Raw genomic sequence first — 26,032 nt, forward strand, 5'->3', positions numbered from 1 at the left:
CAGAGTTTAATTCCCTCTCAATATTTCCATTGGAGGCTGATTGATGATTTTCCTTCCATTCAACCATCCCAAGACGATGGTCAAAGCAGTTATCCCTAAATAAAGGATCAATGCCGAACCCCAAGCTCCACGGAATTGGATATTGAATACAAATTCACTCAGTAACCAGGTAGCTCCAAAGGACAATATGATTCCTGACAATGAGGCTAAACTTCCTAAAAAGAAATATTCCAAAGTGTTGATTTTACTCACTATGCCAGAATTGGCCCCTAAGGTTCTCAACAAAATACTTTCACGCATCCGCTGATACTTGGAAATAATCAAGGAACTGATCAACACCAAAATCCCTGTCGCAATACTAAAGAAGGCCATAAACTGAATCACAAAGCTGATTTTACTCAAAATTTCCTCCAAAGTCGCCACAATCGTCCCCAGATTAATAATGGAAATATTAGGGAATTGTCTTACGATATCCGCCTGCACCGAACCTGCCTCTCGATCATTCTTAGTTTTGGTAATCAGCACATGAAACTTAGGTGCTTGCTCTAATACTCCATTAGGAAATAGAACCAGAAAATTGGTAGAAACTTGATTAAACTTCACATCGCGGAAACTCCCAATATAGGTTTTGATTGGACGTCCCTGCACATTAAACTCAATCTCATCTCCTATTTTTAAGCGATTCCCTTCCGCAAATCCTTTTTCAAAACTGACAAAAATACTATCCCCACGAGCACCAACAGGAATTAACTCTCCCGAAGTCAAGGTCTCTGAGGAGATCAGGGTATCCCGATAAGTAACCCTAAATTCCCGATTATAAATCCAGCGGGAATAATCTTCCTCTTCTGGCAGTTCTTCATTTGCCTGCTTATCAATCCCATTGATCGCATCCAGTTGCATGGTTACGATGGGTACTTCTTGCATGATAGGCAAATCGTAAGATTTTATTTTATCCTTTACCTCCTGTAATTGGGCTGTTTGGATATCAAACATCAGCATATTGGGCTGATCTTCTTTATCCGCAAACCGCGCTTCTTCCAACAGTTGATTTTGTAAGAAAAAGAGGGTCGAAATCATCGCCGTACCTAATCCAATGGTCGCAATCAGTGAAACTGTTTGGTTGTTTGGACGGTACAAGTTGGCTAAAGACTGCCTTAAGGGATAGGAAAAAGAGATGGGTAGAAATTTTCTGACTGCCCAAATGATGGACTGCGCTATACCCCATAGAATCCCAAATGCAAAAACCACGAAAGCAGTAAAACCAAAGGCAAAATCCACCCGATCCAGTAGGTAAAAACTAAATGCCCATATAAACAATAATATCCCTGCAATTACCATCCATCGAAGTGGATCTTTCAACAAGGTAGTATCAGCCGTTTCAGGTCTTAATGTGGCCATTGGCGACACATTTCGAACCTTCAACAATGGCAATAAAGCAAACAATACTGAAACAAAGAGACCGGTGATGATTCCAAAACCAACAGAAAGCCAAGAAACGCCAAAACTCACCTCCACAGGTAAGAAATCTGCGAAGACCGCTGGGAGTACAAATTGCAACAAGGTGCCTAAAAAGGCTCCTAATAGTGCTCCCACTAAGCCCATGATCTTGATTTCTGCCAAATAGATCAAAAGAACATCTCTTGAAGAGACTCCCAAGCATCTTAGAACTGCCACAGAGGCAAGCTTTTCTTTCACAAATACATTCACCGCACTTGCCACGCCAACACAGCCTAATAGTAGGGCGATAAATGCCACCAAACTTAGAAAGTTAGACATATTGGAGAATGACCTTCCTGTGGATCGCTTTTGATCTTCTACAGTATCTGCATCCACACGGTCAATTTCCCATTGCTCATCATAAGGTTGAATCAGCTCATCTACATTGGTTCCGGGCTCGAACAAATAATACCGATTGTAATTTACCCGGCTTCCATATTGAACCAGCCCGGTTTCCTCTAGGTATTCCATGGGAATATAAACCGCAGGAGCTACTGTCGCAGTGATCCCTGTTTGACCTGGGACCGATTGTAACTCTCCAGAAACTACAAATTCCACATTCCCTACCTTGATCACATCTCCTACTTCAGCACCAAATTGAGCCATCAAAGTCTTTTCTACTAAGGCCTTTTTCCCTCCTGCTCTAAAATCGGCTTCCCCTGTAACAGGAATAGTTTCTAAAACACCATAAAAAGGGAAAGCTCCCTCCAACGCTCGAACTTGTGTAAGTCTACTGGCTCCAGTCCGAGGATAGGCTACCATGGAGGCAAAATTAACTTCAGCTGCAGTTTCAATAGCTAAAGAATCTACAGACTGATCCCCTAAAGGTTGATTGTTTTCCAATCTCAAATCTGCCCCCAAAAGCTCTTTGGCCTGGTTGTCAATATCTTTTGTCAGATTTTCACCAAAACTACTAATCGCGACCAAAGCAGCTATTCCTACTACAATGGAGCTGACAAATAATAAAAGTCTAGAGATGTTTTTTCGGAAATCCCGAAAAGCCATCTTCATAATCCATCTAAAATCAGGCATGGGCATCCTCCTGTATTTTACCACCTTTGATATGAATAATACGCTGGGTCTTTGCTGCTAAATCCAAATCATGAGTCACCAAAACCAAGGTGGTTCCTTGCTCTTTATTTAGATCGAAGATCAACTTTTCAATCATTTCTCCTGTTTCCGTATCTAGGTTACCTGTAGGTTCATCTGCAAATAAAATCTTAGGCTCATTTGCAAATGCCCTTGCAATGGAAACCCGCTGCTGTTCCCCTCCTGAAAGTTGTGTTGGGTAATGAGTCGCCCTATCTCCTAGTCCTACCTTTTCTAACAATTCCTGCGCCTTCACGCGGGCATCTTTCCTTTTTTTCAGTTCCAAAGGAACCATGACATTTTCCAAGGCAGTCAAAGTAGGTAAAAGCTGAAAATTTTGGAAGATGAACCCAACATGCTGATTTCTTACCGCTGCGCGTTGATCTTCATTCATAGTCTGAAGATTTTCTCCATTTAGGCTCACACTTCCTTTGGAAGCGGAGTCCAATCCGGCACAAAGTCCCAAAAGAGTGGTTTTCCCGCTACCTGAAGGACCTACAATGGATATAATCTCTCCAGACTCGATATCAAATGACACTTCATCCAGCACAGTAAGTTTTCTACTGCCACTTTGATAGACCTTGCTTAGGTCAGATACTGATAAAATATTCATGGGGTGGTAAAAGAAGTAGGTAAAAGGTTTGGCTATGACTTAACGATAAACCTTCAATTTAGTTTGTGGAAGATAGTAATCAAGCCATAAACCAACAAATTAGACCAGATCCACTAGGAAAAAGGGTTCAATTTCAACTCCATAGTCCCATTTTTCACAAGACTAATCAGAATAATCGAACCTTTTGGCACGAAATTCCTTTTGGGTATATAGTTTTACATGTTAAACTAATGAACTCTATGAACCTTCAATTCAAACTTCTTCCAATATTCCTTCTTAGCCTTGCTCTTAGTCTTTCCCTTGTCTCTTGCTCAGAGAAAAAAGAGGAGGTTATTCAAAATCAGACCAAAGAAGAAGTTATAGAAGAAAAAAGTAACGAGAAGATCATTTTGTTTTTTGGCAATAGCCTTACTGCTGGATATGGGATTGAGCAGGATCTCGCGTTCCCGGGTTTAGTCCAAGCACGGTTAGACAGTTTGGGAGAAAACTATAAAGTAATCAATGGTGGCCTAAGCGGAGAAACTACTGCTGGAGGCGTGGGAAGAATCGACTGGTTTCTGGAAGATGAACCTGCCATATTTGTCTTAGAACTTGGTGGCAATGATGGCTTGAGAGGAATCCAATTAAGTGAAACAAAAAAGAACCTTTTAACGATCATTGATAAGGTTCAAACCAAATATCCCGAAACAAAAATCATTTTGGCAGGAATGCAGATTCCACCTAATATGGGACCCGAATACTCCCAAGAATTCCAATCTATCTACCCTGAAGTAGCAAAAGAAAAGGGTGTAACCCTCATTCCATTTTTATTACAAAATGTCGGAGGTATTAAAGAACTCAACTTACCAGACGGAATCCATCCCACCGAAGAAGGTCATAAGCTAGTGTTTGAAAATGTATGGGAATACCTGAAGGAAGAAATTTAGTCGATCAGATTCTCCAAAAATTCTAACTTTTCCGCCATTTATTGAAAATATACCTACTCAGAGCTATTGTTAATTTCATTTTCGAAAAAATTGAAGTAATTTTTAAACTTCATTAAAAATTTTCAAAAATGAGTTTTCAGATAAAATCATCCGGAGACAGCTATGATGTAATCATTGTGGGATCTGGAGCTGGAGGCGGGATGGCCTCAAAAATCCTTTCTGAGGCCGGGTTGTCAGTTGCAGTAGTAGAAGCTGGTGGTGATTTTGACCCAGCAAAAGACGAAGATAGAACTCAGCTTCGTCCACCATGGGAATCACCAAGAAGAGGCGCAGGTACAAGAATTCGCCCATTTGGTGATTTTGATGCAGCTATAGGTGGCTGGGATATAGAAGGAGAGCCATATACCCGAGCCAATGGAACTAAATTTGATTGGTTCAGATCAAGAATGGTGGGCGGACGTACCAATCACTGGGGAAGAATTTCACTAAGATTCGGACCAAATGATTTTAAAAGAGCAAGTATTGACGGATTGGGTGATGATTGGCCTATTGGTTATGACGATCTGAAACCATATTACGATAAAGTAGATAAGTTAATCGGTGTATTTGGTTCAAAAGAAGGTATTTATAATGAACCAGATGGATTTTTCCTTCCTCCTCCAAAGCCAAGATTACACGAACTTTTCTTGAAAAAAGGAGCTGATAAAGCAGGAATGCCGATGATCCCGGGAAGACTTTCCATGTTGACCCGTCCGATCAATAATGAAAGAGGTGTTTGCTTCTTCTGTAGCCAGTGTAATAGAGCTTGTCAAGTATATGCCGATTTCTCTGCTGGTACCTGTTTGGTACATCCGGCTATGAAAAAGGGCAAAGTTGACTTGTACACACACTCCATGGTAAGGAAAGTGACCACGGATGATACCGGTAAAGCATCTGGGGTGTCTTTTGTAAGCAAAGTCGACATGAAAGAATACAAGCTAAAATCCAGAGTGGTAGTACTTGGTGCTTCCGCTTGTGAGTCAGCTCGTATCATGATGAACTCCAAATCCAAAACCCATCCGAATGGTATAGGTGGTGATTCTGGAGCCTTGGGACGTTACCTTCATGACTCTACCGGTGCAGATAGAATGGGAATTCTCCCTGATCTGATTGACAGAGATAGATACAATGAGGACGGTGTAGGCGGGATGCACATGTATACTCCTTGGTGGTTGGACAACAAAAAACTAGACTTTGCCAGAGGATACCACATTGAGTATTGGGGTGGAATGGGCCAACCTTCCTATGGAGCTGGCGGTGGCATGGATACCATGCGTAAATTCATCAAAGATGAGTTTGGTAACCCAAGCCCTAATGGAGGATATGGAGAAGGATTGAAAAAAGACGTGAGGAGAATCTACGGATCCACCCTCGGCATGTCAGGAAGAGGAGAAAGTATTCCTCGTTATGAAAACTACTGCGAAATCGATCCAAACACTGTAGATAAATATGGTATCCCTGTATTGAAGTTCAATTACAACTGGACTGATCAGGAGTTGAAGCAAGCCAAGCACATGCACGATACCTTTGAGGAAATATTAACCAATGCGGGAGCGATCCTATTGGGTGAAAAGCCAGGGCCAGAATCTCAGTATGGATTGCATGCTCCAGGTAGAATCATCCACGAAGTAGGCACTACCAGAATGGGAAATAGCCCTAAAGGTTCTGTGGTCAACTCAAATTGCCAGGCACATGATTGTGATAATTTGTTCGTGGTAGATGCAGGGCCTTTTGTATCTCAAGCAGATAAGAATCCAACTTGGACCATTTTAGCCCTAAGCTGGAGAACTTCAGAATATATTGTGGATCAACTGAAACAAAAAAATATCTAAGCCATGAACAGAAGAGAAAACCTAAAATTACTCTTTACCGGTTCGGTAGGAACAGGCTTATTATTAGCAGGATGTTCTCCTGAGGAGCAGGCACTTCCTAAACAAGCCCTACTTTCTGGAGGAACCATAGGAGGAAGAACCGAAGAAGAGAAATTAAGAGATCAAGAACTTCTTTCAGAAAACTTCTTTACAGAAGATGAAATGAAGAAACTCAATATCTTGGTGGATATTATCATCCCAAAGGATGCTGAATCTCCTTCTGCCACGGAAGTAAAAGTTCCAGAATTCATGGAATTCATCATGAAGGACATGCCCTATAATCAAACCCCAATGAGAGGTGGATTGATGTGGCTGGACTTTGAAGCTGATGAGAAATTCGGAAAGCCATTCTTGGAGCTAAGCCATGAACAAGTAATTGAAATCGTGGAATTGGTGGCATGGCCAGATAAGGCAACTCCTGAATATGAAGGAGCTGTCAAATGGTTTAACTTACTTAGAAATCTTACTTGTTCAGGTTATTTCTCTACCGAAGCGGGATGGAAATACATTGATTACAGAGGAAATCAACCTAATGTTTGGGATGGGGTACCTCAAGAAGTGATGGATAAACATGGCTTTACCTTACCTGAAAAATATGTACCGATTTATCTCAAACCGGAAGACCGTGGTACGGTAGCCCAATGGGATGACGAAGGAAATCTAATCGGTTAAACTTTAGACTTAAAGCCCCTGAAAACTAAATTTTCAGGGGCTTTTTTCTTTCAAATTTTTTCAACAAAATACTAATTAGTATTTTTCAAGAAACTAAACCACATGAAATCCTCACTTAAAATCTACCTCTATCTTTTGATTTTTTCTGCTTTATCTTGCTCCGAGAAATCAGAGTCAATCATCGAACCCACCATTTATACTTTGGAAATATTGGACTCATTAGACCTAACTATCCTAGGAGATCCTTTAATCGCTGATGTCAAATCTGATGGATCGAAATTTCTTTTTTATGATTTTGCGAGCTCAGAACTAATCGTCACGAATTCCGAAGGTGAGATTCAGAGTAAATTCTCAAAGACCGAGGATACCCCTGATGCTTACGGTTTCATGATGGAAGTTCCCGGTTTTTTTGGCCCAAATCAAATTGCTGTTGTGGGAATGAAGGGCATTTTTCTTTATGACTATGAGGGTAATTTGATTCAGAAAATGGATCATCCTGAATCTCTAGGCGGTGCAGGTTTTATGGCATTACCAGGGAAGCATACCGAATCCACTAAGATCAATGGGAATGACTATTTAATCACAAAGTCTGTCAGGTCAAGGGATAGTTTTAATGGCGAAATGAAATTCTATAATACTTACAAGGCATTGGAATTAATCAATCCCGAATCTGAAAGTTTCACTGAAATGGTTCCGTTTGAAGTGGGAAGTATGTTTTTAAACGGCACAGGTTATTATGAAAGCGACTATGCTCCAGCTTTTGAAGTAAAAGATGGAAGACTATATGTGGGTCTTGGAGCAGAACAAAAACTTCATGTTTACAGCATTTCCCCTAAAGGAGCCTCACTTGATACTACTATCTCCTTTTCTATTCCTGGCTTTGAAACATTAGAACCCAAAGATCTATCGGAGTTTTCTGAGGGTACTATTACAATCAGTGGAAGCACCCCTTCCATTCGGAATATCCATATTATTGACAACAAAATTTTATTGCATTACTACCCAGGTATAGATCCTCAAGAGTTGAAAGAAGCAGAACTCCTTTGGGAACAAGGCAAACAAGAAGAAGCTGGAGAATTATATGAAAAACTAGAAGCAGAACTAAACCAAGGACTTTTGGTTATTGATCAAAAATCTTTAAAACTTGAAGGAATTATCCCACTTCCAGACAACTTTAATAAAACTGGATTTACTTCTGCAAATGGATTTCTCTGGATGGAAAAAGTAGCAAATAAAGAACAAGAGGAAGATTTTTTGAGAGTATACAAAGTAAAGATTCTAGAAAAATGAAATTCAAATCCAACTTATTGATAGTCTCTTTAGCTATTTTCTCAATTTCTTGTTCGGAAGAAAAAGCGGCTGAACAGCCCTCTACTCCTCTCTCTTCTCAGGATTTAGAATTTGAAATATATGATTCACTAGTAGTGGCTCATTTAGGTAATTTGACTTTAATGGACATCAGTCCTGATGGAAGCACCTTTCTTTTACAAGACCAAGGCTCCAATGATATTATAGTTACCAATGCCCAAGGAGGAATCCTTTACCAATACAACAACTCAGAAGATGGCCCCAATTCCTATAAAAACAAAAGTGGAAAAGCCTTATTCATCAACAATGAGGAATACCTCATCCCAACCATGATGAACCTTGTCCAATACAACCTATCTGGAGAACTTCTCAAAACCTTTAAACCAGAATTTTCTGGCAGTGCCAATCTGATCGTTTCTTCTTCAAATTCGGTAGCCAAACAAGGCGAAAACTATTTCTTTAAAATTCAAGGCAGATATCCAAATCAAAATGATCTGGTTAACAGTAGAAATTTAGAAAAGGTAAATATGAATACTGGAGAATACCAGCCAATTATTCCAACTCCTAAGTCTTCTAAGTTTGCAAATCCAGAAGTTACTTTTGCTGGCTTTGATTATTATCCTGTTTTTGACGTGGATCAGGATTCTTTGTATTTCATATTTAGAAATGAGCCCAATCTTTATGTCTATTCCTTATCAAATTTAGATAGCTCTGCTTACACCAAGAAGATTCCATTTGAGGAATTCATAGAGCGCAACAGTAGTAAAGGATTAGAAAACGGAGGATTCAACATCAGGGATTTATTACTAGGATCAATTAATGGCCTAAAAAAAATAGAGAAAGGTGAGTATTTGATCTTTTATACTTCAGGATTGACAGACGAGGAAGCCAATGAGGCAATGTCTGATGTTACCGATGATTTCAATCAAATTTTTGAAAATGCAGATAAAGTTAATACGACGGGTTATGTGATTTTTGATGGACAGATGGTAAGTAGCCTCATCAAGAAAAATGAGCTACTATCCAATATGGCGAAATTTGTATCCAAAGATGAAATCTGGTTCAATCTGAATTTTTCAGAAGTAGAAAACGACTATTCTGTCATTTACAAAACACGGATTGTACAGAAATAAAAATAGCCTTTTGAATTTTTTTTCAAAAGGCTATTCAATCTCTTTTTCAGCTTAAAACAATCGGAATCCCAAAGATAGAATCCATTGATTCAGTCGATGGTCTGTTTCATATCCTCCCACCGTGTCGGAGATATTCCCCAATGAGCTTTCGTATTTGGCATCGATAATCAGGTTTCCTATATCTAGACCAAGTCCGGCCTGGTAACCTAGGGTGGATTTTTTAAAGTCTACATCCCGCACATCTTCTCCCGCATTTTTTAATTCCGAGTTGATATTAAAGCTTGCAATCGGTCCAGCTTGAAGTCTAAGCACCTTAAATAACTTGAACCCTACCATGACCGGTACATCCAGTCTATTGTAGCTAGACTCATATTCATTACTTGACTGAGACCCCATCTCCTCAAAGGAGAATCTTGCTTTGGTTTGGGTATATAGTAATTCGGGTTGGACAAAGAAACCACCTAACCCCACTCTTGCAAATAACCCTACATGATATCCAAACTTGGCATTCCCGGATTTTAAATACTCTTTTGAAAGATCTAATTTGGATTGACTGATTCCCACTTTGGGTCCGATGGTAAAATCCTGAGAGAATGCTGATAAAGCAAAGCTCAAAAAGGCGAACGTAAAAAGAAGTTTTTTCATGGCTGCTAAATTGGTTTAGTCACCTAATAACGAAGGTTTGTAAAAAAAATTTAGCAATGTTCTTGCCAAGCCAACAATCAATTGAGCTGAGCGTCCACTTTTAGTTTGGCTAAAGTGTACAAATCATTAAAATCCAAAGGTTTAGAAACCAGCGAATCGAAGGCTACAGAACTCTTTTTCCTGTAATATTCCACATCTCCTGCAGTAAAACCGATAACAGGAATTGTTTTAGAAAAATTCTGTTTTTTGAAATTCATTAAAAATTCAATTCCATCCATTTCTGGCATGACTATATCGGTAAGGATTACATGAAAACCATGATCGGTTTCCAAAACTTTCAAGGCTTCCAAACCATTATGCGCAGTGACCACCAAGTCATGTGACCTTTCGAAAATCTTTCGAAGAATCAATAAGTGAATCTCATCATCGTCGACTACTAATACACGCATAACTGGTAAGTCATTTCACAAAATACTTTTATAAGTATATGAAATTCATCCCATATCAGCATCAATTCCAAAAAGATATTTATTCAAAACAAAAAAAGGGAGCTTAAAAAAAGCCCCCTTGATTAATGATGTGGTATTGGTTTTATGCCGCTTGAGGGTCCCCAAATACTCCAACCATGTTTAATATCAATAAGATGATAACAATAGGACAAACCCATTTGATGAAGAACATCCATCCAGTTCTAAATAAACCTTTGAATCCTGGAGCTCCTGAAGCCAATTCATCTGCATAGTCTGAGATCTTTTGCCCCCAACCTGTATATAAACTTAACATCAGACAAATCACAATCACCGCGAATGTTCCGAATACAAAATCCATGATTCCGAAGAACCCTTCTAGTTGGTTACCGAAGAAATTCAAATGGAAAGAATGGAAAAAGTTACCAGGAATCTGGGACAAAGCAGAAGGCACAGATAGTAACATCGCTGCGATACCTACTGTCCAAGTTGCTCTTTTTCTTCCCCACTTTTTGTCATCAATCAAATAAGCGACTGGAACTTCCAACATAGAAATTGTAGAGGTCAAAGCTGCCACCATCAATAAGATAAAAAACAATCCCCCTATAATATTACCACCTGGCATGGCATCAAACACCTTTGGAAGTACATCAAAAACCAATGCTGGCCCTGCAGCAGGATCCTTGCCTGGTAATAATGCAAAAAGCGCCGGGAATACCATTAAACCACCCAGAAGGGCTACAGAAGTATCCATACCTGCAATCCAACCAGAAGACTGGATGATATTAGCACTTTTAGGCAAATAAGAGCCAAAAGTAATCATCAAGCCCCATCCCACAGACATGGAGAAGAATGCTTGACCAAGCGCCTGTAGGATCACAGTTGCATTAATCTTTGAGAAATCTGGAGTCAAGTAATACTCAATTCCAGCCTCAGCACCTTCTAGAGTAACTGATCTTCCAGCAATAAAAATGATGATAATGAATAATACAGGCATCAAAAACTTAGATGCTTTTTCAATTCCTCCGCTTACGCCTCCCAATACAATCAAGATAGTCATCATGATGAAAATGAAAGTCAATGGAATCACATACATTGGAGTTTCTACAAACACCTCAAAATCAATAGGAATATTGATGATTTCGGTAAAGATATACCCTACGGTCCATCCAGCGATTACTGAATAGTAGCTAAAAACAAAAAAGCAGACCATCACACAAAGTACGCCTGCTAGTTGCCAAAATTTATTCCCTCCTGTTTCGCGAATGGCTCCAATTGGGTTTTTACCTGATTTTCTACCTAAAGCAATTTCATTGAACAATAGAGGTAAAGCGATTAGGAGTACACAAATAATGTATACAAAAACAAAAGCGCCTCCTCCGTTTTCACCTACTAGATAGGGGAATCTCCAAATATTCCCCAGACCCACAGCCGAACCAGCTGCGGCCATGATAAATCCGAGGCTTGACCCCCACTGACCTCTTTCTTCGGTGTTTGGACTTGCTGCCATAAATTATTACTTAATTAAATTTGAGTGATACTAAAGTTAAATATTGGGTAAGACTAGCTGTTTTACGAGCTGGCTAAGATAATTTGTTTTGATAAAATAGCAATTGCCGTTCGGAAAGTTTTAGGCTCAAAATCAAGGACTTTTCTGGCTTTTTCAATAGAAAATCCTGTTTTGAGGGGTCTTTTTGCCGGCTGAGTAAATGTTTTTGAATCAACTCTAGCGATGAGGGATTTATCTAGCCCAAAATAGTCAGCCGTAGTAATAGCCATCTCATATGGGGTAAGAAAATCAGGCCCTGAAATATTAAATATTCCTTCTGCCCCTTTCTCAGCGATTAAAATACATCCTTCCGCAAGATCTTCCGCAAGGGTAGGCGTTCTATATTGATCATCGACTACTTGAATATTTTTTCCAGATTCCAAAGAGGATTTCACCCAGAGGATAATGTTGCTGCGACTCATGTCATGTGCAATTCCAAATACCAACACGGTTCTAGCAATTGCCCATTTAGTTGCGGAAGCTTGCACCAATTGCTCTGCCTCTAACTTTGTCTCCCCATAATAATTAACCGGAGAAGGAACTGCCGCTTCATCTAAAGGGCCCTCTTCTCCCGAAAAAATAAAATCAGTGGAAACAAAAATAAAGTGTGCTCCCACACTTTCTGCAGCCCGCAACAAATATTCTGTGGCCTTCACATTGACCTCATAAGCTACCTCTTGGTGAAGTTCACATTCATCCACATTGGTCATTGCCGCCCCATGAATAATGATATCTGGATGAATCCTTTCAATCTCTGACTGAACTTTTGATTCTTCAGTAATGTCAAGAGATACATATTCAAATTCCTGATTAGGAATTCGGCATACCCCTTTTCCAAAACCAATTACTTCGAAGGTTCCCCGATCGATTAATTGGCTTACTAGCTTTTGACCAAGCAATCCATTTACCCCAGTGATCGCTATTTTCTGCTTATTTATTTTTTGGGTAGACGAACCCATATTCTTTTTCAATTTTATCCTTTGACATTTTTTCCACAGTCACAGACATCCACACTGGGCTGGTAGGTTTATCTCGAAAATCTGTTGGTTCCTCTGCAATCCTATCTACCACATCCATTCCCTGAACCACTTGACCAAAAACAGTGTACTCTCCATCCAAATGAGGAGTTCCTCCTACCGTAGTATAGGCTTCAATTTGGGCAGGAGAAAAGTTTTTCGTCACGTTAATATTCAGCGACTCTTCGATTTCCTTGCTCTTAGATATTAGCAATGAAGTCAAACTGTCAAATTCCTGAGCCTCATATAACCTTACATATTCATTTTTCAACTCCTCCTGACTTCCCAATTGAATGTATTTCATAAATGCTGGCTGTAGTAAACTCAAATCCACCATTAACTCATCTTCAGAATATACTTTACCCAACACAATATAAAACTGGGATCCATTAGATCGTTTTTCTGGATTAATTCTATCAGGTTGGCGTGCTGCGGCAATCATCCCACGTTGATGAAAATGATTCGGGGTGATTTCGGCTGGTAAAGTAGGCCAGGTGGTTGGATCCAATCCTTCTTTTGTGAAGACATCCCCTCCTTGGGCCATGAAACCTTTCATCACACGGTGAAATTCTGTGGAATCAAATCTCCCATCTTCTGCAAGGGAAATAAAATTGGATTTATGAACTGGGGTATCTTCAAAAAATACAGCTACTATCTCTCCATACTCAGTATGAATCGTAGCCACATAATCCTGATCCCCTCCACAAGCAAAAGAGCTGATCAATAGAACAGCCCAAAGGACTAATTTAATTGGGTTCTTCACTTGTTCAATGTTGTTTTTATCTGATCTAAAATCTTTTTCCCTCCTCGTGCAAAAACTTCCTCTGCCAATTTCTCCCCCAATGCTTCCGGTTGATCTGCATTTCCGCTTACAGAAACACTAATTCTTTCCTTCCCATCTAAACTGACTATTCCACCTTTCAGAGTAATGGCATCTCCTTGAATATGGGCCAAAGCAAAGACCGGAATACTACACCCTCCTTCCAAGACTCTCAAGTAACCTCGCTCCGCCCTCAATTTGATTTCTGTTTCACGGTGATTACATGCTGAAATGATGAGTTCTTTTACAGTAGAATCTAAAGTATGGGAAACCTCAATGGCAACTGACCCTTGTCCTACAGCTGGAGTAAATTCCTCCAAGCTCAATTTTTCTACAATCATCTCATCATAGCCCATTCTATGCACTCCTGCGTAAGCAAGCAAAAGCGCATCACAAAGTCCCTCCTCCATTTTTCGAATTCTGGTTTGTAAGTTCCCTCTTACCTCCACCGTTTTGACATGTGGGTAAAAATGTTTGAGGGTTGCTACTCTTCTGGTGGAAGAAGTACCCAATACCAAGGGTTGGGAGCTATCAGAAAGAGAGATTCCTTTTTTATGAGAGGCAATCACATCATTTTCAGTTTCCCTCTCTGTAAATGCAATAATTTCAAAACCTTCCGGAAGGTTAGACTGCATATCCTTGGCACTGTGAACCGCTATGTCAATTCTACCATCCAGTAATTGGTCTTCCAGTTCTTGGGTAAAAACACCTTTGCTGCCAATTTTGGAAATGGATACATCCAAGACTTGGTCTCCCTTTGTATCAATGATGACAATTTTGGTTGCTAACCCGGACTTTTGAAGAAGTTGCTCTACATGGTAGGCTTGCCACAAGGCTAGTTTACTTCCTCTTGTTCCTATTTTGATCAATCTACTCATTGATTAGTGACTCTACTGGAGCTTCTTTTTCTCTTGACTCCGCCTTCAATAAATTTGATAATTTCACCTGCGATGTCTATGCCAGTAGCTTTTTCGATTCCCTCCAGTCCTGGTGAACTGTTTACTTCGAGAATTAAGGGGCCTCTCGCCGACTGCAACATATCAACACCAGCAACATCCAAACCTAAGGCCTTTGCTGCCCCTAAAGCAGCAGCTTTCTCAGCTCTCGAAAGTTTTATGACTGTAGCCATTCCTCCGCGGTGGAGATTAGACCTGAATTCGCCTTCAGCACCTTGTCGTTTCATGGCCCCTACTACCTTCCCATTGACAACGAAAGCGCGAATATCGGCTCCTTTTGCCTCTTTTATAAATTCTTGGACAATTATTCTTGCCTTTAATCCATGAAAGGCTTCAATTACTGATTGTCCTGCTTTTTTTGTTTCGGCCAAAACCACTCCTAATCCTTGGGTTCCTTCCAATAACTTGATGATCAGTGGAGCTCCACCTACCTGCTCGATCAATTGCTTCTCTCCACCTTTAGAAAAATTAGTAAAGGCAGTCTTAGGCATGCCCAAACCTGCTGTTGACAAAATCTGCAAGCTTCTCAGTTTATCCCTACTTCTCACAATCGCCTGGGAATTCACTACAGAAAAAGCACCCATTAATTCAAATTGTCTAACTACTGCTGTTCCGTAAAAAGTAACTGAAGCCCCAATCCTCGGAATAATGGCATCTACGTCAGTAATTTTTTCTCCTTTATAGATAATGGAAGGTCCTTCCTGCTCAATGATGATATCACAAATACTATGATTAATCACCATACCTTCGTGTCCTGCAGCATGAATCGCTTCCAAAAGCCTCTTGGTGGAATATAAATTTGGGTTCCTCGAAAGGATTGCAATTTTCATGGTTTTCATGATTTTCATGTTTTCAAAAAGAAACAGTCTATTTTCTTTCTGTTTTTTGGCGGTAAACTTTGGCTAGATTATAGTCCGATACGTCTACTAGGAACTTATCTTTTAAGATCTTTCTCCCCAGCAATATAGGATTCCTCATTTTGGATCGATCCGAAAGCGTAAATTCAGCAGGATATTCTTCCCCTGCAAGTTGAAAAGTCACTTGGATTAAATACCTGGTCTCTGCTTGTCCAAATGAATTTTTCACACTTTTCTCCCGAAACCGATCCACTTTTATTTCTTTACCAGTATACGATTTATGTCCGGGCATCAACACCTGAAAGGTAAGTACCTTTTTCCCATCCTCTTCTTTTACCTGAATATTTTCAGCATGGATACTGCTGGTATAAGCCCCTGTATCTACTTTCGCCCAAACCAAATAAAGATCAAACTCCGGTATGGAAACTTTCTCTTTTCTACCAATAACTTTCTTTTCCATCTTAATTGGTTTTTGCCATTGAAAGCAAAACTTTCATGGAAAGATCAGTAAAGATCATTTTGGCATTCCCATTTCGCTCTAAATGATAGTGGGCTTCATTGAAAGATTCGTACAACTCCATCACATGGGTTTCCTTAAGTACTCTTCCGGAAATTTTTTCAATAAAACCACGATCTTCTCCTGTTGTTCTCAACAGTTCCTCCAAACTAAAGTTCTTGAGCATAATTTCTCTTAGCACATTCAGTCCAGTCAGGATCATGGATTTCTGAGCTTCTTTGTCAATTTTATGGAAGTTGTCCGCCAAGTCAAACAAGTCCTTTAGCTTCTTACTGTAGCATAATAAAAACCACTCTCTTATTTTACTTACCTGTTCATCCTCCACCTCATTAACCAGTCGGTAGGCAGCCCGTAAGTCACCGTCGGCCAACATAGAAATTTGCTCTGCCAATTTACTTTCACATTGCCCGGATTCCACTAAATGATTTTTTACTTCTTCGTCAGAAAAGGCTCTTACCATAACTTTTTGAGTTCTGGAAAGGATCGTGGTCAGCAATTGGTCTGGTTGAGAAGTAACCAGCATAAACACAGTTTTAGCAGGCGGTTCCTCTATAATTTTCAATAAGGAATTGGCAGCTGAAGGGTGTAAATACTCTACTCCCCAGATTAACATCACTTTATATCCTCCTTCAAAAGACATCAAAGACAAAGACTGAATGATCTTTCTAGCTGCTCCTTTCGATATATTTAATTGTTTCTTCTCAAAGCCATTGAAGTAAATAAAGTCATGCATGTTGCCATAAGGCTGTTCCAAAGCAAAAGTTCTCCAATTAGCCAGCTCATTGTTTTTCTCATCCTCCTCTCCTTCTTTATCTTTGGAAATAGAAGGAAAAGCAAAGTTTAAGTCCGGAACAATTAATTTTTCCATTCTTTTGCAAAATGAGCATTCCCCACAGGAATCTTTTTCACCTGGATTCTGACAAAATAAATAAGTAGATAGCGCCAATGCCATGGTCAAGCTTGCAGAGCCTTCAGGCCCATGAAAAAGTAATGCATGTGCCAAATGATTATTTTTGACAGCATTGATCAGATTTTCTTTGGTCTCGGGTAAACCCGGAATATCAGCAAATAGCATGGTTTAATTTATTCAGGAAGAAGTCTCCCAAATTCTATAGGTTTTGGTTAATTCAAAAATCCAATGGAGAATTTCTTCATCTTTTTTTGTCCATTCTACCTTTCTTCTTGCCATCACAGCAATCGTAGTCTCTTTAAATTTATGGAACTGGTAAGTAGACATGCCCTCTCTTCCTCCCCATGAAAAGGAAGGGATAAAGTTTCTGGGATACCCTCCACCGAAAACATTGGCTCCAACCCCTACTACAGTTCCTGTGTTAAACATGGTGTTAATCCCAGATTTGGAATGATCCCCCATCATCAGCCCACAAAACTGCAAACCTGTATCGGAGAAGCTACCTTTGGTATAATCCCAAATCTTGACTGATGCATAATTATTTTTTAGGTTACTGGTATTGGTATCTGCTCCTAAATTACACCATTCTCCAATAACAGAATTACCTAAAAACCCTTCATGACCTTTATTACTGTAGCCAAAGATCACAGAATTAGAGATTTCACCTCCTACCTTAGAAAAGGGACCCACGGTAGTATCTCCTCTCAATTTTGCCCCCATATTTATTGTGGAACCTTCGCAAAGAGCAAACGGACCACGAATCAAAGAACCTTCCTGGATCTCTGTGTTTTTACCAATATAAATCGGACCATTTTCTGCATTTAAAACTGCAGCTCTTATTACTGCACCAGGTTCAATAAATATATTTTCAGGAGCATACACTTTAGTATGAGGGTCAGTAATCAAAGCTGATTCCCTCCCTTTGGTAATTAGCTTAAAATCCGAGACAATTTCTGCCCCATTCAACTGAAAGATATTACTGCTCTTCTGAATCAGGACAGGATCAAAATCCAGCTGGACCCCCTCTTTCCCCTTGGCTGAGTCTAGGTTCTTCTCAGTTTCACCGATATAAGACGCCAATAGAGTTTTCCCAAAGTACAACGCCTGATTTTCTTTCAATTGTTTCAAACAAGTTATCGCTTGCTCATTAGGGAGCCAAGCTCCATTAATGGCAAGTTTCGCTCCTGGCTTTCTTTGAAACCTGTCTTTAAGGTATTTCTGGGTAAGGTAAGATATCTCAGCATCTAAATAGATACTCCATTTTTCTGAGATTTTTAATATCCCCACTCGGATATCTGCCACCGGCCTGGTAAAAGTAAAAGGGAGTAGTGATCCCCGAATCGCCGGATCATCAAATAATAACAAGTTATCCATGGGGCAAAAATAAAAAAGTCTCCCGGAATCCATGCTCCGGAAGACTTTTTAGAATGTTTCGCAGGAGAATTACTTCTTCTGAGCGTATCTTCTGTTGAATTTCTCAACTCTACCAGCTGTATCAAGCATCATTTTCTTACCAGTATAGAAAGGATGAGACTGAGAACTCACTTCAATTTTATATACAGGGTATTCATTACCATCTTCCCAAACGATGGTTTCGTTAGTTTCGATAGTTGACTTGGTCAAAAACTTGAACTCGCTAGAAGTGTCGTAGAAAACCACGTCTCTGTAGTTTGGATGAATATCGGCTTTCATTGTATCGTTAGTTTTATTGTACCTTTTTCAAATGAGGCACAAAGTTACCCTTTTTCAGAAATTCCACAAAATCTTTCTCAAGTATTTCTAAATGAATTATTAAAAACTAGGATCTTTGGCTTCGAAATTCAAAAATACTCTCTTTATTTAAGAATCATCCGCTTTTTTTAGCTTTATACCAATGCAAAAAAAACTACTTAGATCGACTGGACTCCATTGGATTATCCTGATTTGTCTGATTTCATCTCCTTTTTTGGCATCTGCCCAAGGGTCTTACATCCCATTTGATCGAGATTATTATCATCTGATAGATCGGTATCAAATCCTTCAAGGCAAAAATAATGCATTCTTTCACACAGCTACCAAACCCTACCGAAGGGATGATGTTGCTAAATATTTGGATAGCATTGCAGATTCGGAGGTCATTCAATCCAGATCAGATAAATTTAATTTGGCCTACCTAAGTCAGGATAATTGGGAATTTGTAGATCGGGAAACCCCAGAGTCAAAAAAGCCTTTTCTGAAAAGTCTTTATAGAAGGCCTGGAGACTTTGCACATTATTATAGTGAAGACTTTGACATTCATGTCAGCCCAGTGATTTACTTAAATGGAGGATTCGAGCCTGACAACGATCAAAATCCGAACCGTCTTTCCAGAGGAGTGGTATTAAGAGGATCTATTGACAAAAAGGTAGGGTTCTATACTTATTTCACTTCTTCAGAAGCATTTTTCCCTACTTGGGTCAAAGGATATGCCCTTCACAATGGAGCCGTGCCGGGTGAAGGTTTTTGGAAACAATACAATACCAATGGCTATAGCTACTTCTCAGCATTAGGCCATGTCAGTTTCAATATTACCAAGCATATTGAAATAGAAGTCGGCCATGATCGCAACTTTATAGGAGAAGGCTATCGATCCTTTCTACTCTCGGACTTTTCCAATCCCTATATGTTTGTCAAGTTCAATACCAGAATATGGAAATTTCAGTTGACGAATATCTGGACGCAAATGACCGCTGATGTGGATTATGATAGAGGTAGACCTACAGACGGAAGATATCCCCAAAAATGGTTTTCATTCCACCGACTAGGATTCAACATCGGCAAAAATGCCAATCTAGGTTTTTTTGAATCCGTGATGACCGACCAAGCTGATTTCAATTATTTCAATCCAATTATCTTTTACCGTTGGGTAGAACAGTCGCTAGGCACTCCAGACAAAGTCATGTTAGGTTTGGATGGAAAATGGAATTTCTATCCAGGCATGCAGCTGTATGGTCAATTTGCTTTGGATGAATTCGTTTTCTCAGAGTTTTTTGGACAAGATGGAAAGGGTTCCAAACGAAATAAATATGGAATTCAGGCAGGTTTGAAATATTATGACTTACTGAAAATTTCAAACTTAGACCTTCAATTGGAATTCAACTCTGCTAGACCTTACACTTTCCAAGAGAAAAACGATTATCAGTCCTACAGTAATTGGCGGACTCCGTTGACGCATCCACGTGGAGCCAATTTTCGAGAAATGCTTGGAATCATCCGTTACCAACCCCTTCCTAAATTAAGTCTTACTTTTCAAAGCATGTACCAATTGTATGGAGCCGATCCCGATGAAGAAACCAATTGGGGTGGAGATGTGCTGAAAAACAGGTTAGAAGGTAGCCCAACGGGATTATTTGGGAATATAATTGGCCAAGGAATTGAAAATAAAGTGGTGCAAACTCATCTGAATGCCTCCTACATGTTGAAGCATAACTTCTTTATCGATGCTTCTCATACTTGGAGAAGAAGGACTGCTCAAGATTTGGATGCGCCAGCTACCCATAACTACCTTCAATTAGCATTTCGATGGAACTTCATTAGACCGGATTATAATTACTAAAGTATGCCGGAGGAAATTCCGTAACTTGCGAGCTTATTTTCAGGATTTACATACATGAAAACATACCTGCGGATATTGGCCTATGCCAAGCCTTATGGAAGGTTTGTTCCGATTTATATTATCTACGCATTTCTATCCATTGTTTTTGGATTACTCAATTTCACGCTACTAAAGCCTCTGTTTGATGTAATCTTTGAACAGGTGGATCCAGAAGTGTTATCTGCTTATCAACAAAAGCCGGATTTCAGTTTTTCAATTGAATATTTCACCCATTTATTCAACTACAACTTCTTGCAGGTAGCCGAGGAGTTTGGGAAACTGGGCACACTCTTTTATGTCTGTATCATTATTGTAGTATCGGTATTCTTATCCAATCTCTTTACTTATTTATCAGGAGTAGTGCTTGCTAAAGTAAGAGCCATCGTGATTAAAAAGATGAGAATGGATATATTCAACCACGTAGGTCAATTACATATCGGGTATTTCTCTAACGAGCGTAAAGGAGATTTGATGTCCAAGATGACCAATGATGTCCAAGAGGTGGAGAACACCATTGTCCAGTCATTAAGAGTGGTATTTAGAGAACCAGTGACCATCATTCTGTACTTCGGCGTCCTGTTTTTCATGTCTGCCAAGCTTACCTTTTTTACCATTTTAATCATTCCGATTACCGGGGCCATAATTGGAGGAATCACAAGGAGGTTAAAAAAGAAAGCTGTAGAAAGTCAACAATCATTAGGTAGACTGGTCAATATTTTGGACGAGTCACTAGGTGGCATGCGAGTGATCAAAGCATTTAATGCGGAGAACTTCATGGAAAGGAAATTTGACCGAGAAACAGAATACTACTCTGTTGTCAATGTAAACATGGCCCGTAAAAATGAATTGGCCTCTCCTATTTCTCAATTCTTAGGTGTCACAGTAGTTGCCGGCATTTTGGTGTATGGAGGAAGCTTGGTTTTGAGTGGGGATTCTCAATTGGGAGCCAGTGATTTTATTACATATATCATCATTTTCACCCAAGTGCTCAATCCTGCCAAAGAAATTTCCAGAGCAGTCAGCAGTATTCAAAGAGGTATTGCTTCTGCCGAAAGAATTTTTGAAGTAGTGGATACCCCTCCTCAGATAAATTCTGCCGATCCAGCCCTGACTTTAAACTCCTTTGAAAAAGAAATTTCTTTCCAGAAGGTAAGCTTTGCCTACCAAGATCAATTGGTTCTCAAGAATATTAATTTCAATTTAGAAAGGGGAAAAACCATTGCCCTAGTAGGTCCATCAGGAGGAGGAAAATCAACAATTGCAGATCTGGTGCCGCGATTTTATGATCCAAGCGAAGGACAAATATTATTAGATGGCAATGATCTTAAAAAGTTTAAGCTAGAAGACCTCCGGGCTTTGATGGGAATCGTCACGCAGGAATCTATTCTCTTCAATGACACCGTTTACAATAACATTGCGTTTGGGATTGAAAATACCACTGAAGAGCAAGTAATAAATGCTGCAAAAATTGCCAACGCCCATCAGTTTATTTCCCAATTGGAAAAAGGCTATCAGACTTCGATTGGGGAACGAGGATCCAAGCTTTCAGGAGGTCAACGTCAACGCGTCAGCATTGCAAGAGCCGTATTGAAGAATCCTCCGATCTTGATTTTGGATGAGGCCACTTCTGCTTTGGACTCGGAGTCGGAGTTATTAGTACAGGAGGCACTTACCAAATTAATGTCTAACAGAACGACATTGGTAATTGCCCATCGACTCAGCACCATTCAACATGCGGACGAAATTCTGGTGATTGAAAAAGGGGAAATTGTCCAAAGAGGAACTCACCTTGAACTTATTGAGAAAGAAGGGCTTTACCAGAAACTTTCCAGTATACAGTCGGTTTAGTATATTCGTAAAAAATATTAGTTGAAATGAAAAAATTCCATCAAATTGCCCAAATAATACTGCTGATCTTTTTCGTGGCATACATCATCTTTTTTATGGCATTCAATACCCTAGGGGGCATGTTTGGAATGGATGAGATCACTTCTGATGGCCTTGTCAAAATATTTCTAGCAGGGTTAGTATTGGTGCTTCTAGCCTGGGCGGGAGCTTATTTCGCACTGAAAAGTCTGTCTGATCAGCTTTCAAAAAAGGAAGTGGAAATGAACAAGCTGAAAGCAAAGCTTTATGACTTAGAACATCCGGACACTCCGAGTACTACTAAAGGTAAAGAACCAAAACCAACGGATCCTGATAGCTCAGGAATTAAACCAAGACAAAATTTCACAGAGTAGTACGCAGCTCTCATAAAAAATCATAAAATAAAGGAAGCCAATTAGGTTTCCTTTTTTTGTGACAGTCCATATTTCTTAGTAAGTCAAACTTGCTGTTTTCCAACTAGAAAATTGCGTTTGAATTTAAGTTGAAAATTGGACAAGATTTTCCCCTAATCCTAACATCTGCCTGCATTTGATCAAGCTCGCAAAATCTAAATTTTTTGTTTTTTCGAGATTGAAAATGAAACCATTCTATTATTCAAGATATTTAGAGGCATCACTGAGAACTAAGCGTCTTTGGTATCCATGGATTAAACGCAACCCTAGTTCTGCTTAAACCTAAATCAGTGAAATTCCTGTAAAAACAAGGATTTAATTCAACTAAAGATGTATATTAAATAAAAGAACCTTTTCTTTTTTAATTATGGTAGCAAAAACTTTTGGAAGTGCAGTCTCAGGCGTAGATGCAAACCTGATTACGATCGAAGTAAATGTGGGACAAGGGACCAGTTTTTACATGGTAGGGTTACCTGATTCTGCAGTCAAAGAATCCCAGCAACGTGTAGAATCTGCTCTTAAATATTTTGGATACAGAATGCCCCGACAAAAGGTAGTCATTAATTTAGCTCCAGCAGACATTAGAAAAGAGGGCTCTTCCTATGATTTGCCCATTGCGATGGGGATTCTACAAGCATCAGAGCAAGTAGAGTTTCCCGAACTAGAGCAGTACATCATCATGGGAGAATTAGCACTGGACGGTAAGCTGAGGCCGATCAAGGGAGTATTGCCGATTGCTATAGAAGCTCGTAAAAAGGGATTTAAGGGATTTATACTCCCCTCAGAAAATGCACAAGAGGCATCCATTGTCAATAATCTGGATATCATTCCAGTCAAAACTCTGGAAGAAGCGTCGCAATTTTTACAAGGTGATTTAAAAATAGATCCCTTGATTACTGATACCAGGGATATTTTCTACCACTCTTTAAATGAAAGCGAATTTGATTTTGCCGATGTTCAAGGGCAGGAAAATATCAAACGCGCCATGGAGATAGCAGCTGCAGGTGGTCATAATGTGATCATGATTGGCCCTCCTGGAGCAGGAAAAACCATGTTGGCCAAAAGACTTCCATCCATTTTACCTCCTTTGACCTTACAGGAAGCATTGGAATCCACTAAAATACATTCTGTAGCGGGAAAATTAGACAAGAATGGAAGTTTGCTTGCACAAAGACCATTTCGAAGTCCTCATCATACGATCTCAGATGTAGCGCTCGTAGGTGGTGGCGGAAATCCTCAACCAGGAGAGATTTCGCTTGCTCATAATGGGGTTTTGTTTTTAGATGAACTACCTGAATTCAAAAGAACGGTGTTGGAGGTAATGCGACAGCCTTTGGAAGAACGTAAAGTGACTATTTCAAGAGCAAAGGTATCAGTGGATTACCCTGCAAATTTCATGTTGATCGCCAGCATGAACCCCTGCCCCTGTGGTTATTATAATCACCCGGATAAAGAATGCGTATGTGGTCCAGGAATAGTCCAGCGGTACTTAAACAAAGTTTCAGGCCCACTTCTGGATCGAATTGATTTACATGTAGAAGTCACTCCTGTAAAGTTTGAAGAAATGACTTCTACCCGCAAAAGCGAGTCAAGTCAAAAAATTCGAGAACGGGTCATCACAGGTCGAGAGCGTCAAAAAGAACGTTTTAAAGATAATCCAGAAGTATTTTGCAATGCCATGATGCCCTCCCATCAGGTGAAAGAAGTCTGTGCAATCAATGATGCAGGCAAAGTTCTTTTGAAAACAGCGATGGAAAGACTTGGACTTTCAGCGAGAGCTTATGACAGAATTTTAAAAGTAGCTAGAACCATAGCTGATATTTCTGAATCTGAACAAATAAAGGTGGAACATATCGCCGAAGCCATACAATATAGAAGTCTGGATCGAGAGGGATGGGCTGGTTAATTTATTCTCCACCACCTAAATTATAAACACTGCCTTCCTTACAGAGCTCGACAATAAATTGAGGATTTTTAAACTCCATACTTTGTTTAAAAATTTCTTCCAATTTCTCATCTGAATTTAAAGGGTCATGATGAAAAATCCCCATTTTTCGAACACCACAAAGCCGACCAAAGTCGATGGCTCCATCAATTGAGCTATGCCCCCATCCAATTTTACTTTTATATTCTTCTTCGGTGTATTCTCCATCATGCAGCAATAAATCCGCATTTCTAGCCAACTCAAACCCACTTGTCCACTCGGGGTCATAAGGAAAATTAGCCGAGCCCAAAAATGGTTCGTGGTCTGGCAAATAAGTAAATACACATTCCCCATCATCAATCCTAAATCCTAAAGTTGGGCCAGGGTGACAAATATATTCAGACTTGATTTTAAGTTCCCCAATCATAAATTCAGAATTATCAATCTCATGAATCACTGGATGGTTCGGAAGTTCATTCATCCTTACAGGAAATAAGGGTGGAGAAAAATACCTTCTGAGTCTATGCAATAACGGTTCGACTGTGGTAGAAGGCCCCCAAATATGGACTGTTATGTCAGGGTGGTATAAAGGTTGAAAAAAGCCCAACCCCATGGTATGATCTATGTGCAAATGAGTCAAAAGAATGTGGACTTCTTTAAAATTAGGGTTTAAAAACTTCCCCAGCCTTTGAATTCCAGAGCCTCCATCCAAGATCACACAGGTATCCTTATACAACACCTGAACACAAGAGGTATTCCCTCCATAAATAATATTTTCAGGCCCCGGAGACGGTAAAGATCCCCTACAGCCCCAAACTTTTATAATCATGAGAAATTAGAATTCCAGAATAATGCTATAGCTCCTAAAAACCTATTAGGCCTCCCTTCCAGTGGAATTGAGGTCACCGTAATAAGATGGCGCTCTCCTTTTAAATTTTTAATATAAAATGAACCGTGAGCCGGTCTTCGATTCGTTAAAGTCTGAACCAATGGAAGTCCTTCTGGTGGTAAGGGGTTCCCATCCATATCCGTAGGGGTAAAAACCGTAGACCATTCCTCTACAGGCATACTTCCGGTTTCACCAAACCTTAACCCAAGAATAGCTTCAGCAGGTTCGTTATAAAAAACAAGTGTCCCTTCTGTGTCAACTAAAAATACCGGCATGCTCATGCTATCTGCAAATTGCCTACCTAAAATCATTTCTATTGGTTGCACTGATCTTATGATTTAGTTAAAATGCGAAAAGTGATAGAATATAGCAATTATTTTATAAAAATACCTGCACAACTTGTCAATAATCCAAATCTGTTTTCCGAATCAGGGCACTGATA

General features: G+C 39.7%; 24 protein-coding genes. 9 read left to right on the plus strand and 15 right to left on the minus strand.

Annotation, left to right across the window (positions count from 1 at the left end; genetic code table 11):
* Window positions 1-6: 6 nt before the first annotated feature.
* Both JYB62_RS19195 and JYB62_RS19200 read right to left on the minus strand, forming a co-directional pair.
* A complete protein-coding gene (locus JYB62_RS19195; RefSeq protein ID WP_205647018.1) occupies window positions 7-2,529 on the minus strand; it encodes an ABC transporter permease in 2,523 nt (840 codons plus the stop codon).
* The gene (locus tag JYB62_RS19200; protein ID WP_074226230.1) at window positions 2,522-3,199 is read right to left on the minus strand and encodes an ABC transporter ATP-binding protein; all 678 of its coding nucleotides are present in this window, start codon (window positions 3,197-3,199) and stop codon (window positions 2,522-2,524) included. The genes JYB62_RS19195 and JYB62_RS19200 overlap by 8 nt, the downstream gene beginning before the upstream one ends.
* 239 nt (window positions 3,200-3,438) lie before the next feature.
* Between JYB62_RS19200 and JYB62_RS19205 the strand changes: the two genes are divergently transcribed.
* The 5 genes from JYB62_RS19205 to JYB62_RS19225 all read left to right on the plus strand — a co-directional run bounded on the left by JYB62_RS19205 (window position 3,439) and on the right by JYB62_RS19225 (window position 9,148).
* Window positions 3,439-4,125, plus strand: coding sequence for an arylesterase (locus JYB62_RS19205; RefSeq protein ID WP_205647019.1), 687 nt, complete (start codon window positions 3,439-3,441; stop codon window positions 4,123-4,125).
* A gap of 128 nt (window positions 4,126-4,253) precedes the next feature.
* A complete protein-coding gene (locus JYB62_RS19210) occupies window positions 4,254-5,996 on the plus strand; it encodes a GMC family oxidoreductase (protein ID WP_205647020.1) in 1,743 nt (580 codons plus the stop codon).
* Between the two features lie 3 nt (window positions 5,997-5,999).
* The gene (locus JYB62_RS19215) at window positions 6,000-6,707 is read left to right on the plus strand and encodes a gluconate 2-dehydrogenase subunit 3 family protein (RefSeq protein WP_205647021.1); all 708 of its coding nucleotides are present in this window, start codon (window positions 6,000-6,002) and stop codon (window positions 6,705-6,707) included.
* Window positions 6,708-6,809: 102 nt separating this feature from the next.
* Window positions 6,810-7,997 (plus strand): hypothetical protein, encoded by a 1,188-nt coding sequence (locus JYB62_RS19220; RefSeq protein ID WP_205647022.1) that lies wholly within the window; start codon window positions 6,810-6,812, stop codon window positions 7,995-7,997.
* The gene (locus JYB62_RS19225) at window positions 7,994-9,148 is read left to right on the plus strand and encodes a hypothetical protein (RefSeq protein ID WP_205647023.1); all 1,155 of its coding nucleotides are present in this window, start codon (window positions 7,994-7,996) and stop codon (window positions 9,146-9,148) included. The genes JYB62_RS19220 and JYB62_RS19225 overlap by 4 nt, the downstream gene beginning before the upstream one ends.
* A 51-nt stretch (window positions 9,149-9,199) precedes the next feature.
* On the opposite strand, the gene JYB62_RS19230 is transcribed toward JYB62_RS19225, so the two are convergent.
* The 11 genes from JYB62_RS19230 to JYB62_RS19280 all read right to left on the minus strand — a co-directional run bounded on the left by JYB62_RS19230 (window position 9,200) and on the right by JYB62_RS19280 (window position 18,577).
* A complete protein-coding gene (locus JYB62_RS19230) occupies window positions 9,200-9,793 on the minus strand; it encodes a porin family protein (protein WP_205647024.1) in 594 nt (197 codons plus the stop codon).
* A gap of 77 nt (window positions 9,794-9,870) precedes the next feature.
* Window positions 9,871-10,242, minus strand: coding sequence for a response regulator (locus tag JYB62_RS19235; protein WP_205647025.1), 372 nt, complete (start codon window positions 10,240-10,242; stop codon window positions 9,871-9,873).
* A gap of 142 nt (window positions 10,243-10,384) precedes the next feature.
* Window positions 10,385-11,770, minus strand: a complete 1,386-nt coding sequence (locus JYB62_RS19240) for a sodium-dependent transporter (protein WP_205647026.1) — start codon at window positions 11,768-11,770, stop codon at window positions 10,385-10,387.
* A gap of 62 nt (window positions 11,771-11,832) precedes the next feature.
* Window positions 11,833-12,768 carry an SDR family oxidoreductase gene (locus JYB62_RS19245; protein ID WP_205647027.1) on the minus strand — a complete coding sequence of 312 codons (936 nt, stop codon included), beginning with the start codon at window positions 12,766-12,768 and terminating at the stop codon, window positions 11,833-11,835.
* Window positions 12,740-13,588 carry a peptidylprolyl isomerase gene (locus tag JYB62_RS19250; protein ID WP_317194688.1) on the minus strand — a complete coding sequence of 283 codons (849 nt, stop codon included), beginning with the start codon at window positions 13,586-13,588 and terminating at the stop codon, window positions 12,740-12,742. Before JYB62_RS19250 ends, JYB62_RS19245 begins: the two co-directional genes overlap by 29 nt.
* Window positions 13,585-14,523 carry a hydroxymethylbilane synthase gene (gene hemC / locus JYB62_RS19255; RefSeq protein WP_205647028.1) on the minus strand — a complete coding sequence of 313 codons (939 nt, stop codon included), beginning with the start codon at window positions 14,521-14,523 and terminating at the stop codon, window positions 13,585-13,587. Before hemC ends, JYB62_RS19250 begins: the two co-directional genes overlap by 4 nt.
* Window positions 14,520-15,431, minus strand: a complete 912-nt coding sequence (gene rimK / locus JYB62_RS19260) for a 30S ribosomal protein S6--L-glutamate ligase (protein WP_205647029.1) — start codon at window positions 15,429-15,431, stop codon at window positions 14,520-14,522. The genes hemC and rimK overlap by 4 nt, the downstream gene beginning before the upstream one ends.
* Window positions 15,432-15,468: 37 nt before the next feature.
* A complete protein-coding gene (locus JYB62_RS19265; protein ID WP_205647030.1) occupies window positions 15,469-15,918 on the minus strand; it encodes an ATP-dependent zinc protease family protein in 450 nt (149 codons plus the stop codon).
* Between the two features lies 1 nt (window position 15,919).
* The gene (locus JYB62_RS19270) at window positions 15,920-17,050 is read right to left on the minus strand and encodes a DNA polymerase III subunit (protein WP_205647031.1); all 1,131 of its coding nucleotides are present in this window, start codon (window positions 17,048-17,050) and stop codon (window positions 15,920-15,922) included.
* 12 nt (window positions 17,051-17,062) lie between these two features.
* The gene (locus JYB62_RS19275; protein WP_205647032.1) at window positions 17,063-18,259 is read right to left on the minus strand and encodes a GlmU family protein; all 1,197 of its coding nucleotides are present in this window, start codon (window positions 18,257-18,259) and stop codon (window positions 17,063-17,065) included.
* 69 nt (window positions 18,260-18,328) lie between these two features.
* On the minus strand, window positions 18,329-18,577 hold the full coding sequence (locus tag JYB62_RS19280; RefSeq protein WP_074226215.1) for a type B 50S ribosomal protein L31: 249 nt from the start codon (window positions 18,575-18,577) through the stop codon (window positions 18,329-18,331).
* 181 nt (window positions 18,578-18,758) lie between these two features.
* Between JYB62_RS19280 and JYB62_RS19285 the strand changes: the two genes are divergently transcribed.
* The 4 genes from JYB62_RS19285 (at window position 18,759) to JYB62_RS19300 (ending at window position 24,683) form a co-directional block, all read left to right on the plus strand.
* The gene (locus JYB62_RS19285) at window positions 18,759-20,459 is read left to right on the plus strand and encodes a hypothetical protein (protein ID WP_243431646.1); all 1,701 of its coding nucleotides are present in this window, start codon (window positions 18,759-18,761) and stop codon (window positions 20,457-20,459) included.
* Between the two features lie 54 nt (window positions 20,460-20,513).
* Window positions 20,514-22,346, plus strand: a complete 1,833-nt coding sequence (locus JYB62_RS19290; protein WP_205647033.1) for an ABC transporter ATP-binding protein — start codon at window positions 20,514-20,516, stop codon at window positions 22,344-22,346.
* Between the two features lie 26 nt (window positions 22,347-22,372).
* Window positions 22,373-22,738 (plus strand): hypothetical protein, encoded by a 366-nt coding sequence (locus JYB62_RS19295; RefSeq protein ID WP_205647034.1) that lies wholly within the window; start codon window positions 22,373-22,375, stop codon window positions 22,736-22,738.
* A gap of 406 nt (window positions 22,739-23,144) precedes the next feature.
* Window positions 23,145-24,683, plus strand: coding sequence for a YifB family Mg chelatase-like AAA ATPase (locus tag JYB62_RS19300; RefSeq protein ID WP_205647035.1), 1,539 nt, complete (start codon window positions 23,145-23,147; stop codon window positions 24,681-24,683).
* 1 nt (window position 24,684) lies between these two features.
* Here the strand turns inward: JYB62_RS19300 and JYB62_RS19305 are convergent, their stop codons facing one another.
* Together JYB62_RS19305 and JYB62_RS19310 are read right to left on the minus strand one after the other, a co-directional pair.
* A complete protein-coding gene (locus JYB62_RS19305; RefSeq protein ID WP_205647036.1) occupies window positions 24,685-25,530 on the minus strand; it encodes an MBL fold metallo-hydrolase in 846 nt (281 codons plus the stop codon).
* On the minus strand, window positions 25,527-25,916 hold the full coding sequence (locus JYB62_RS19310) for a PAS domain-containing protein (RefSeq protein WP_317194689.1): 390 nt from the start codon (window positions 25,914-25,916) through the stop codon (window positions 25,527-25,529). Before JYB62_RS19310 ends, JYB62_RS19305 begins: the two co-directional genes overlap by 4 nt.
* Window positions 25,917-26,032: the final 116 nt, after the last annotated feature.

This window comes from Algoriphagus lutimaris, from assembly GCF_017051705.1.
Taxonomy (GTDB): domain Bacteria; phylum Bacteroidota; class Bacteroidia; order Cytophagales; family Cyclobacteriaceae; genus Algoriphagus; species Algoriphagus lutimaris.

What these genes read in the sequence shown, in the direction of transcription:
- JYB62_RS19220 (WP_205647022.1), top strand. Translation starts at nt 6,810, where the DNA reads ATGAAATCCTCACTTAAAATCTACCTCTATCTTTTGATTTTTTCTGCT.
- JYB62_RS19235 (WP_205647025.1), bottom strand. Translation starts at nt 10,242, where the DNA reads ATGCGTGTATTAGTAGTCGACGATGATGAGATTCACTTATTGATTCTT.
- JYB62_RS19265 (WP_205647030.1), bottom strand. Translation starts at nt 15,918, where the DNA reads ATGGAAAAGAAAGTTATTGGTAGAAAAGAGAAAGTTTCCATACCGGAG.
- JYB62_RS19225 (WP_205647023.1), top strand. Translation starts at nt 7,994, where the DNA reads ATGAAATTCAAATCCAACTTATTGATAGTCTCTTTAGCTATTTTCTCA.
- JYB62_RS19295 (WP_205647034.1), top strand. Translation starts at nt 22,373, where the DNA reads ATGAAAAAATTCCATCAAATTGCCCAAATAATACTGCTGATCTTTTTC.
- JYB62_RS19285 (WP_243431646.1), top strand. Translation starts at nt 18,759, where the DNA reads ATGCAAAAAAAACTACTTAGATCGACTGGACTCCATTGGATTATCCTG.
- JYB62_RS19230 (WP_205647024.1), bottom strand. Translation starts at nt 9,793, where the DNA reads ATGAAAAAACTTCTTTTTACGTTCGCCTTTTTGAGCTTTGCTTTATCA.
- JYB62_RS19305 (WP_205647036.1), bottom strand. Translation starts at nt 25,530, where the DNA reads ATGATTATAAAAGTTTGGGGCTGTAGGGGATCTTTACCGTCTCCGGGG.
- JYB62_RS19275 (WP_205647032.1), bottom strand. Translation starts at nt 18,259, where the DNA reads ATGGATAACTTGTTATTATTTGATGATCCGGCGATTCGGGGATCACTA.
- JYB62_RS19200 (WP_074226230.1), bottom strand. Translation starts at nt 3,199, where the DNA reads ATGAATATTTTATCAGTATCTGACCTAAGCAAGGTCTATCAAAGTGGC.
- JYB62_RS19280 (WP_074226215.1), bottom strand. Translation starts at nt 18,577, where the DNA reads ATGAAAGCCGATATTCATCCAAACTACAGAGACGTGGTTTTCTACGAC.
- JYB62_RS19195 (WP_205647018.1), bottom strand. Translation starts at nt 2,529, where the DNA reads ATGCCTGATTTTAGATGGATTATGAAGATGGCTTTTCGGGATTTCCGA.
- JYB62_RS19300 (WP_205647035.1), top strand. Translation starts at nt 23,145, where the DNA reads ATGGTAGCAAAAACTTTTGGAAGTGCAGTCTCAGGCGTAGATGCAAAC.
- JYB62_RS19215 (WP_205647021.1), top strand. Translation starts at nt 6,000, where the DNA reads ATGAACAGAAGAGAAAACCTAAAATTACTCTTTACCGGTTCGGTAGGA.
- JYB62_RS19240 (WP_205647026.1), bottom strand. Translation starts at nt 11,770, where the DNA reads ATGGCAGCAAGTCCAAACACCGAAGAAAGAGGTCAGTGGGGGTCAAGC.
- JYB62_RS19205 (WP_205647019.1), top strand. Translation starts at nt 3,439, where the DNA reads ATGAACCTTCAATTCAAACTTCTTCCAATATTCCTTCTTAGCCTTGCT.
- hemC (WP_205647028.1), bottom strand. Translation starts at nt 14,523, where the DNA reads ATGAGTAGATTGATCAAAATAGGAACAAGAGGAAGTAAACTAGCCTTG.
- JYB62_RS19245 (WP_205647027.1), bottom strand. Translation starts at nt 12,768, where the DNA reads ATGGGTTCGTCTACCCAAAAAATAAATAAGCAGAAAATAGCGATCACT.
- JYB62_RS19210 (WP_205647020.1), top strand. Translation starts at nt 4,254, where the DNA reads ATGAGTTTTCAGATAAAATCATCCGGAGACAGCTATGATGTAATCATT.
- JYB62_RS19270 (WP_205647031.1), bottom strand. Translation starts at nt 17,050, where the DNA reads ATGCTATTTGCTGATATTCCGGGTTTACCCGAGACCAAAGAAAATCTG.
- JYB62_RS19290 (WP_205647033.1), top strand. Translation starts at nt 20,514, where the DNA reads ATGAAAACATACCTGCGGATATTGGCCTATGCCAAGCCTTATGGAAGG.
- rimK (WP_205647029.1), bottom strand. Translation starts at nt 15,431, where the DNA reads ATGAAAATTGCAATCCTTTCGAGGAACCCAAATTTATATTCCACCAAG.